We start from the raw sequence: 10,128 nt of genomic DNA, 5'->3' as shown, positions 1-10,128 counted from the left end.
GGGGGAGTGAGCTACCCGTGGAGCGACCAGGTCCAGTCCAACTCCGCTGATCCCTACGCCGGAGGGGTCAGCTACCCCTGGTCCGGTCCCGGTGCCCCCGCTGGCCTCCACGCCACCGCCATCACCGCCGACAGCTACCTCTCCGACGCCACCTGGGACCCCGGCTCCGCCACCAACGCCTGGGGTCCCATCGAGCTCAACCGCTCCAACGGCGACAAAAACGCCGGTGATGGCAAGACCCTCACCATCGGTGGCCAAACCTACGCCAAGGGGCTGGGCACCCACGCCAACTCCTCGGTCTCCTACTCGCTGGGCGGCACCTGCACCACCTTCTCCGCCACCCTGGGCCTCGACGACGAGGTCGGCGACCGCGGCTCGGTGATCTTCGAAGTCTGGAGCGGCAGCGCCACCGACCCCAACGCCACCCGGCTCTACGACAGCGGCGTGATCCGGGGCGCCGACGCGCCCCGGGACATCTCCCTCTCGGTCAGCGGCGTCTCTACCCTGCGCCTGGTCGTCCGCGACGCGGGCGACGGCATCAACTACGACCACGCCGACTGGGCCAGCGCCCGCGTTACCTGTCCTCCCCCCGCCCCCAGCGGCGATCAATACGTCTCCGACCTGGCCTGGTCCACCCCCACCAACGGCTGGGGTCCCATTGAAAAAGACCGCTCCAACGGCGACAAGGCCGCTGGCGATGGTCGGGTCCTCACCATCGGCGGCGTGACCTACGCCAAGGGGCTGGGCGTTCATGCCAACAGCAGCGTGAGTTACGTGCTGGGAGGCCGTTGCACCACCTTCACCGCCTCGGTGGGCGTGGACGACGAGGTCGGCGACCGGGGCAACGTGCTGTTCCGGGTGTACGGGGACGGGGTGGAGCTGCTGCCCGCCGTTTCGCGGCGGGGCAGCGACGGTGCGCAACCCATCAGCGTGAACGTCAGCGGCGTCAATGAACTCAAGCTGGTGGTGAATGACGGCGGTGACGGCGTCAACTACGACCACGCCGACTGGGCCGACGCCAAACTGAGCTGCTCAGCCCCGCCTCCCACAACGTCAAGCGAAGGTTTCCTGTCCAACCTTCCCTGGTTCACTCCCACCAACGGCTGGGGTCCTGTCGAAAAGGACCGCAGTGTCGGCGGACAGGGGCTGGGCGACGGCCGTGCCCTGACCATCGGCGGGCAAACTTACGCCAAGGGGCTGGGGATGAACGCGAACGCCAGCGTGAGTTACGCGCTGGGGGGCCGCTGCACCACCTTCAGCGCGTCTGTGGGCGTGGATGACGAGGTGGGTAACGCGGGCAGCGTCGTCTTCCAGGTGTTCGGGGACGGCACGAAGCTGACGGAGAGCCCGGTTCGACGCGGCACTGACGGCCCTATCCCATTGGGTGCCAACGTCTCGGGCGTAAACGAGCTGAGGCTGGTGGTGACGGACGCGGGGGACGGCATTACCTCCGACCACGCCGACTGGGGAGACACCAAGCTCTCCTGCGCGGCCGGACCGACGCCGCCCGCCACACCGGGCAACATCAAGGCGAGTGGCCGCACCTCGGGTATCGCGCTCGACTGGGACGACATGCTGGGCGCGGGTTTGGGCGGCTACCGCCTGGAACGCGCCTCCAGCCCGGACGGCCCCTTCCTGCCGGTGACCCCCGACGTGATCGGCACTTCGGACTTCGAGGACACCGCCGCGCCCGCGGGGGGCACGTCCTATTACCGGGTGACGACGGTGGACCCGGGTGGCAACGTCTCCGGGGTGGCGACGGTCAGCGCCACGCGCGCCGCCGCACCCGTGACGAACGACTACATGTATTCCCCCATGGCCGACCAGCCGCAGGGCGTCTCGGAGTCGCAGGGCCGGGCGGTGGGGGGCAAAATCTACTCCTTCGGCGGGTTCGACAGCGCCAAGAGCTGCTGCACGCCGACCGACCGCGCCTACGTCTACGAGCCCGCCGTGAATCTGTGGCGCAGGCTTCCCAACATGCCCAACCGGGGCGCGACCCACGCGGGCATGACCACCGACGACAAGAGCATCTACTACGCGGGTGGATATATCGCCAACTCCAGTTGGACGGCGCAGGTCTACGGCACGAAGGCTGTCTGGCGCTTCGACCTCGCCTCCGAGCAGTACACTCGTCTGCCGGATCTGCCGGTCGAGCGCGCCGCCGGACAACTCGAGTACCTGGACGGCAAGTTGCATTATTTCGGCGGCACCAACCTCGCCCGCACCCAGGATGTCGGGGACCACTACGTTCTGGACCTGGCGAACGGGGCCACCGCCTGGGTCAGTGCCGCGCCGCTGCCCAACCCCCGCCACCATATGGGCTCGGCGGTGCTGGGCGGCAAAATCTACGCCATCGGCGGTCAGCACGGGCACGACGAGCGGCTGGTGACCCAGGCGACGGTGAACGCCTACGACCCGGCGACCGACACCTGGGTCACCCTGCGGGACCTGCCGTCGGCGCGCAGTCACATCTCTAGCTCGACCTTCGTGCTGGGCGGGCGCATCGTGGTGGCGGGGGGTGAACGGGCCCACCTGCAAAACATCTCGGCGGTCAATGCCTACGACCCGGCGACCGACACCTGGTCGGTGCTCACGTCGTTGCCGGGCACGCGCGCCTCAGGGGTGGCCGCGCCGCTCGGGAACGGCTTCGTGTACAGCGCGGGCAACTGGAGCCGCTCGGGCTGGCGGGTCGTGCCCCTGGGAACCCCCTAACTCCTCCACTCCAGGCACAAGGGTTCAAGCTGGGTCGGCCTATTTCCGACCCAGCTTGCCTTTGTTTGAACGCTCCTGTTGCGGCCTTCGTCCGGCCAGTTAGCCTGCGAGGAGCTTGCGTCCTCTCAGGACATGCCGGGGAAAAGGGGGGCGGAGAGTTTTAGCCCTTTACCCCAACACCATTTCCTACGGGCTGCGCCGGGCCGGGACTATACTTCCAGCCGTCCAGCACGCCGCGAACGACCACCAGGGATTTGCGGATGCCGTCTCGCTTCGCCAGCACAGCAACAGCATCCGATATGGCCTGCACCGTAAATTTTGCGGCCCGAGTCCACTTGAAATAGGTCCGATTGATGTACAAGTTGTTCCGGTAATAGAAGTAGTAGAGATGAATTCGAGAGCCTAACTTTTCCGACCTTATGTTAATGGGTTCGTCTATCTCACGTGCGTGAACGACTGTAGAGCTTCCAACCAGCACCGCCTCTTCGTCTTGTGTCAACCGCAGCGTGTATTCGGTATCGTCACCCCAGATAAACATGTCATAGATGGGGAGCCCATATCTGTCTATAGAGGCTTTGGGGATGATCACCGAGACGAAGGTGGCGTTCGTCACCTTGACTAACCTGTCGGGGAGGTACTCGGCCCAATCCGGGTAGAAGCCACTACTCATGGTCTTAACATTGGGAACATTCATGATCTTCCCGCTCCTGCTGTAGACCAGACTACAGGCATAGGAGAATTGGGAAATCCCAAAGGCCCTCAGCAGGCAGGACAGGGCGTCAGGCGAAGGAATCACGTCGTCGTCCATCACCCAGTAGAAATCGTAGTCACCCTGTCTGGCCTCCTTGAGGCCCACATGAAAGCCCCCGGCACCCCCAATATTTTTCTCTTGACGGAGGAAGCGCACCCCTTTGTACTCATCGGCCAGCGACTCGTACCCTTCCTGAGTACTGGCGTTATCGACAACAAGGATGTCGAGGTCGGTCTGTGTTTGGCGGAGTAATGCTCCCAGACATTGATGAAGCAGGGCTATTCGATTGTACGAAACGACCACGGCACACACACGACATGACATAGAGTTACACCCACTCCAACTTATATGAAACGACGGTAATCCGAGCCCGAACTTGGACGAAGCGAGAGGCAGGAGATGCCGGTTAGCAGCGGCGGAATATCGGGGCACACTACCGCGCGTTCTGGAATCAGAGCACTCGGTATTGAGGGCCACGACCCTCGACCCACCGGCATGGACCCGGATGGGTGGCCCCAGAAGCACCAATAAAAGACAGTGGAGAGTTCGCCGATGGACGGCTGGCCCTCCACCTGGGGCTCACCCGGGGTTCAGGGCGCCTGCTGGGGGCCGAGCGCTACCCCAGCGTCCCGCAGCTTCTCCTGCCAGCGCCGGTATTCCTGCCGCTCCATCTGAAGAGTAATGGGGCCAGGCAGGACCCGGTTGCCGGTGCAGCGGCTCTCCCCTGTTCCGGTGATCGCGCAGTCCGGGAGCCACAAGGGGTTCTGCGCGGTGGGCGACTTGAGGGGCCGAGCCCAGCCCACCAGGTTGTCGCGCATCAGGTTGTTATAGAACGTCCCGTGCTGCTTGTTCCCGGCGGTGTCCCACACATACATCCCCACGTTCTGGGCGGCGATGGGCGTGCCGTTCTGCAGGTAACCGCTAGAGATCACCCGGTTCTCGAACACCTCGATGTTGTTGCCCGAAGCGATGGCGATACCCTGGTTGGACGTGCTCACGATCTGGTTGCGGTAGGCGATGATGTAGCCGCCCGCGCCCTCCTTGGTCTTCGAGCCGCCGTCACCCATCATCAGGCCGCCCCCCGCGTACTTGTCTGTGCCCGGATGCACCGGGTAGGCGCCCTGGATGTAGTTGTCGTGGATGGAGATGCGGCTCGACGCGGTGCCGCGGGCGCCGTACATATTGATGACCTCTTCGACCCGGCTCTTGCCCGGTTCGTTGATCACCTCGTTCCAAGCGACCTCGGCCCCCTGAATGTCCTTGATGTCATTGAACTGCACGAACTGCACGAGCCTGTAGCCGGTGCTGGAGAACTGGTCCTCGCCGTCACTGTACCGCCCGTCGATGTTCAGTGCCCGGTTTCGCAGGACCTTGATCGTCTGGCCCCGTTCGGGGTCGCCCAGGTACTTGCGGAAGTACATGCCGGACGTGCCGATCATCTCGTTGTTCTCCACGACGGCGCTCTCGAATTCCTCCAGGTTGAGGAAACGCCCGGGCGCGCGTTTCGCGCTCACCGGAAGATCCGGGTTCAGGGCGACGCCCCGTGTATTGCGAATCGTGACGTTGGCCCGGTCGAAGGCGCTGTGAATCAAGGTTCCCCGGCCTTCGACGTCGGAATTCTCGATAATGACCGGCTCACGGGTGGCGATGTCCACAGCAGGCGTGTTGGGATCCAGGCTGCGCCAATTCCCACTGTAGGTGCCGCCCTTGCGGATAACGATGGGGCCGTCGTAGGACACGTCCGCCGGGCTCTGCTGCCCACTTGTTCCCAACAGGAGGGTGGCGACCAGCACCAGACCAACACGCGGGATCGTGAAAGGGGTTGAGACGACCTTCATGGAGGCAGTATCCGGGCAGAGCCGTTTCAGAAGAGTAAATGAGGCGTTTCGACTCACGTCCCAAAATCCTTGATGTAGGCGCGGCCAAGCAGGGCGTCCCGCAGCGCCTCGAACGTCAGAGTGGCCGAGCTTCGGTCGAGGTTTCCGTTCTTGGCGAGAATCAAGAAACTTCGGACGGCGAAGGAGCAGAAGCGGATTGCGAACCAGGGCCGGGACTTGCCATACCGGCGACGAATCAGGAGACCATTGCGAATGCTGTAGTAGTGTTTTTTCGGGTGGTACTTTTCATGCGGCGCCTTGTTAGTGACGCTCCCGTGATGCCACATGCGGCTGGTCGGAACGAGGTAGGTTCGCAGGCCATGTGCCTTGAGCCGCAGGGCGTATTCCGAATCGTCAGCCATGTAGAAGAAGTTGTCCACGGGCAGGCCCACCCGGCGCACCGCGTCCATTCGAATCAGCGCGCCCACAAAGGTGAACAGGTCGATGGGCGCACACGGCTCGGCATAGAAGGTGGGGTTGACCTTGGTCTCGACCAAGGTGACGGGATCGAAATTGCGCCGCTGGTTAAGATCGTAGCTTCCGTCCCGTGCCAAGACGGCGCCGCACAGCGCCTCGGCGGCACCGTCCCACCTCAACAGTTGCTCCAGGGCGTCATCCTCCGCAAAGCAGTCGTCGTCCATCACCCACACGTAGCGGTAGTTGCCCTCCAACGCCTGACGCACCCCGTACGCGAAGCCATACGCGCCGCCCAAGTTCTGCTCCAGCCGCAGGTAGGTCACGTGCTCATGGTCTGGAATCACTTCGGACGTTCCATCGGTGGAGGCGTTGTCGATCACGTATATGCGCGCGAGCGGCTCCGTCTGCCGCAGCAGGCTGTCCAGGCACTTGACCAGCAACTCCTTACGGTTGTACGTCACGACGACAGCGGCCACCCCGCTGGTCGGCTCCGTCCCCTGTCCGGGCAGGAGGCCGGGGGTCGCCTGAGCCTCGGCTCGGCGTGCGGACAAACTGGGGGAATCATTCATGGTAAACATCCTTTCGCACCGGAGGCATCTGGTTCGCAGGGGACCAGAAGCTCAGTTATCGGGAGAAGTCGGGCTGGTGTCCCCCGTACCAGGGGCCAGACGGACAGTGATGCACAGAACACTTTTGACCTCGCTCGTCCCCAACCGCGGGTAGATTCGGAGGCCATAGTGGTAGCCGGGGGCCTGAGGACCCTGGAACTCCTGGGTCTGAACGGCCGCTCCGGGTTTCCCGTCCCCGGTCATCTGCTCCTGCGCCCACAAGTCGGCGCCCGAGAAGCCGAGGTCCTGTGCGAAGGCCTCGATGTTTCCCTGCAGTTCGGCAGGGCTCTGCCCGCTCACGAAGCTGTACGTCTCCAGCAGCCTCAGGGGCGACCCTGTTTCCGGGGCAGCCGTTCCAGCCTCCCAAGCGGCCCGATCCACCTCACATTCAGGCGTCGCCTGGAGCGTCACGGGAAGCGCCGTGGCGAGCCGGAACACGAAGTAGACGGTCCAGGTCTGCGACGATGCGCTGCTCATCGCCGCCAGGAGGAGCCACGCGGCCAGCCATTTAAATTTCAATCTCATGTCTTCCTCCAGACTCGGGGGTGATCCCCGGATGGCCAGCCATTCCCCACTCCATACCCATGGTCAGCGGGCCGCCAGACGGGCGGTGAGGGGGCGCAGAAACTTCAGGGCGTAGCCCCGCAGCTCGGTGTTCGGGCCGAAGATCACCACCAGCGCGAGAAGCACCCCGCCCAGCAGCAGTTCCAGGCCGAACAGGGCGAAGGCCCCGACATGGGCGGCCCGCAGGGCCTGGATGATCAGGAAGAGGGGGATCCCGACAGCAGCGCCGCAGGCAAAGCCCACTCCATAGGCCCGGACGGTGTCCCGGCCTCCCCCACCCAGGATGCGCGCCGCGACCACCGCGTAGGCCGCGCTGTACAGCACCCCAGCCCCCACCAGCACCCAGGCAAAGCCCTGCACGCCCCACCCCAGCCGGTACACCGTCCAGAAGCCGAGCATCAGGAACAGCAGTTGAGCACTTTGTAGGACAAGCTTGATGTTCAGCCGTGCAGTCGCCTCCGCTACGATGGCCGCCACGTTGGCGAGGATTGGGAAAGGCACGTACACCGCGAAGGCCTGCACCAGCGGCACTGCCGCCGTGAAGCGGTCGCCCAGCAGCACCCGGACGATCTCGGGCGCGCAGACGAACAACCCGGCCGACAGGCTGAACAGGACCACGGCCATGGCCAGCAGGCTCGAACTGTACACCCGGCGCATCTTGACTGGGTCGTCCTGAATGGCGCTGAACGACGGCACCAGGACCCTCGTCAGGCCCCCGGCCAAGCGCCCGACCGGCATCCCGGCGATCACGAAGGCGCGGTTGTACAAGCCCACTGCGGCCGCGTCGAACAAGCGCGTGAGCATGAACGTTGCAATATTCCCGCTGAAGAACTCCAGCAGCCGCAGGGCCGAGGCGCGGGCACCGAAGCTGTACAGGTCGCGGTACGGCGCCCAGCGGAATGTGAACGCGAAGGGATGGCGGGCGAAGGCATAGCTCACCACGAGCTGGATCGTCCAGGTGGCGGCCGCACTCACGACGAGGCTCATCGCCCCGAAGCCCAGGTAGGCCGCCCCAATTCCCAGGATGCCGTGGCCAATGACGTAGCCGCAGACCTCCCCGATCATGAGCGGCTTGAACCGCAGCTCACGGCGCAGCAGGCTCGTGGATACGACCGCCACTGCCGCCACCACGTAGGTGAGGGCAAAGCCCCGGAACACCGGCACGACTGCGGGATTGTGGGCGTAGACCCCCGCCAGCGGCGCGGCCAGCCAGACCAGCGCCGTCACCGTCACGCCCAGCAGGACGGAGGAGGTGAACCCAGCCCGAATGTGCTCGTGGGTGAGGTCGCGCCGCTGCACCAGGGCCTGTCCCACCCCCAGTTCGGTGAGCAGCGCGCCAAAGGTGGAAAGGGTCGATGCAAAGGCCGCGACGCCGAACTCCGCGGGCGTCAGCAGGCGCGACAGCACGGCCATGAGCAGGGGTTGCAGGAGCAGGTTCGTCAGAAAGCCCAGGTAGCTCCACTTCAAGGCGTTCATAGTCCTCTCGCGCAGGGTGGTCATCGGGAGTAGTTTCCTTCCAAAACACCCGGAAGCGCCAGCCGGGCTGAGGCCAGCCCCTCCCGTGGCGCCCGCCAACCAGGCGACCGCGCAGGCTCACCACATCCGGCTCCCGGGCTACACTTCATAGGCACCGCAGTGGGTAGCAGAATAGGGTCGGGCCGGAGGGGTTGGGCCACCTGAAGCACTTCATAGGCTCCTACCGTAGAAGCCAGGCCGTTACACGAAGGTAAACTTGCACCGTTCCTGAGCAAGCCTACGCGCCGTCTGCTGGAACACGTCGATACCTGGCAGGTGATCATCATTCCACGCCGTACAGAAGCGTGGCCTGGAGGCATAATGTCCTCAGCACCGTGGGGAGTCCGCTTCTCCCATTTAGGGAGGACCTGAGGCCCACCCAGGCCGTCCGCCTGGAAGCCAAAGAGCGACGGGGCTGCCGCTACGCGAAGGCGGGCCGGAACGTTCAACTCAGTTCGGTGCTTGGCCCAGGCCCTAGAGCAGGCCCCCTTCCCATCAGCGACGGAGCCGGAGCAGCTCAGCGCCAACTGTGCCGAGCGGTGATGGTGGGGTTGGACGGCGCGGAGCACACCTGCCCGAGCAGGTGCTCCCAGCGGGGCAAGACCTCCCCGGGACCGAAGCGGGCGGCCAAGTTGCGGCTGCGCCCACTCAGGCTGGCCCGGCGCTGGGGATCAGCCATCAGACTCCGCAGGGCGGCCGCGAGGGCAGCGGTGTCCCCGGGGGGGACCAGCACCCCGTTCACATCCGGCTCGATGACCTCCCGGGGTCCGGTTTCGCAGTCGAAGGCAACCACGGGAAGGCCGTGCGCCTGGCATTCCAGCAGCACCATGGGAAGGCCCTCGTACCGTGAGCTGAGGCAGTACAGGCCCGCCGCCGCGTATTCGGCGCTCATGTCCGCCACCTTGCCCACAAATTTAACCCGCTGGAGTCCGCTGTGAAGCGCCTGGGCCTTCAGGTTGGCCTCCTCCTCCCCGTCCCCGCCGACAAGACGCAGGGTCCAGTCCGGGAACTCGGGCTCGACGCGCGCCCACGCTTTTAGCAACAGGTCAAAGCCCTTCTGCTCAGTCAGGCGTCCCGCCGCAAGGACGACCTTGTGGTCCACGTTGTAGGGTCCGGTGTCCGCGGGGCCAAACGACAGCGGGTTGGCGATCACCTCGACCCGTGCCCGCAGCCCCGGCAGGCCCAACCGCCACAGCTCGGCGTCGCGGCGGGTCAGGACGACGGCGGCACGAGCCCAACGGCCGGTGAGGCGCCGCGCCAACCGCCAGCGGTTTAGCGCGCCCCGCGGGCGGTTGAAGACCGTGTTGAAGTTAAAGTGCTCCCACGCGACGCAGGGCAGGCCGAGACCAGCAGCGGCGGGCAGGGCCAGCAGCATGATGCTGGTTTCCGAGCCGACGAGGACGTCCGGGGTGTGCTGCTGTAAGTAGGCGCGCATCCTCCGCACGTCCCCGAGATACTCGCGCTTGAACGAACCCTTGGTCGGCCGCAGCGTGTGCAGGTGCACGCCCGGATGCAGCGGGAAACGGCTCTCCCGGCCCCAGGTGGTCAAGATGGTGACCTGATGGCCGCGTTCGGCGAGCCCGTTGGCGACCAGGGTGGTCGCGCGCTCCACACCGCCGACAGTCTCCAGGGTGTAGACGGCAAACGTTACGGCCAGGGGCCTCGCTTGGGGCATCTCGGGCCT

At 65.2% G+C, this 10,128-nt stretch carries 7 protein-coding genes; 1 reads left to right on the top strand and 6 read right to left on the bottom strand.

The features are described from left to right. On the top strand, nt 1–2,712 hold a 2,712-nt coding region (locus tag F784_RS0116800), incomplete at its 5' end, for an NPCBM/NEW2 domain-containing protein (protein WP_245557915.1). Between the two features lie 160 nt (nt 2,713–2,872). On the opposite strand, the gene F784_RS24810 is transcribed toward F784_RS0116800, so the two are convergent. From F784_RS24810 to F784_RS0116770, 6 genes are all read right to left on the bottom strand, one after another. Continuing rightward, the gene (locus tag F784_RS24810; protein ID WP_169405704.1) at nt 2,873–3,766 is read right to left on the bottom strand and encodes a glycosyltransferase; all 894 of its coding nucleotides are present in this window, start codon (nt 3,764–3,766) and stop codon (nt 2,873–2,875) included. 287 nt (nt 3,767–4,053) lie between these two features. Beyond that, entirely contained in the window at nt 4,054–5,301 is a 1,248-nt protein-coding gene (locus tag F784_RS27290) for a hypothetical protein (protein ID WP_019587890.1), read from the bottom strand. 53 nt (nt 5,302–5,354) lie between these two features. Beyond that, complete coding sequence (locus tag F784_RS24805; protein WP_019587889.1) at nt 5,355–6,326, bottom strand: glycosyltransferase; 972 nt, start codon at nt 6,324–6,326, stop codon at nt 5,355–5,357. 51 nt (nt 6,327–6,377) lie between these two features. After that, nucleotides 6,378–6,890 carry a hypothetical protein gene (locus tag F784_RS0116780; protein WP_019587888.1) on the bottom strand — a complete coding sequence of 171 codons (513 nt, stop codon included), beginning with the start codon at nt 6,888–6,890 and terminating at the stop codon, nt 6,378–6,380. A 63-nt stretch (nt 6,891–6,953) separates the two neighbouring features. Continuing rightward, nucleotides 6,954–8,429, bottom strand: coding sequence for a lipopolysaccharide biosynthesis protein (locus F784_RS0116775; protein ID WP_019587887.1), 1,476 nt, complete (start codon nt 8,427–8,429; stop codon nt 6,954–6,956). A 532-nt stretch (nt 8,430–8,961) separates the two neighbouring features. Next, nucleotides 8,962–10,119 carry a glycosyltransferase family 4 protein gene (locus F784_RS0116770; protein WP_019587886.1) on the bottom strand — a complete coding sequence of 386 codons (1,158 nt, stop codon included), beginning with the start codon at nt 10,117–10,119 and terminating at the stop codon, nt 8,962–8,964. Nucleotides 10,120–10,128 lie beyond the last annotated feature (9 nt).

Origin of the sequence: Deinococcus apachensis DSM 19763 (genome assembly GCF_000381345.1) — a bacterium.
Taxonomy (GTDB): Bacteria; Deinococcota; Deinococci; order Deinococcales; family Deinococcaceae; genus Deinococcus; species Deinococcus apachensis.
The sequence above is the reverse complement of the archived record's forward strand: the minus strand, read 5'-3'. Positions and strand labels throughout refer to the sequence as shown.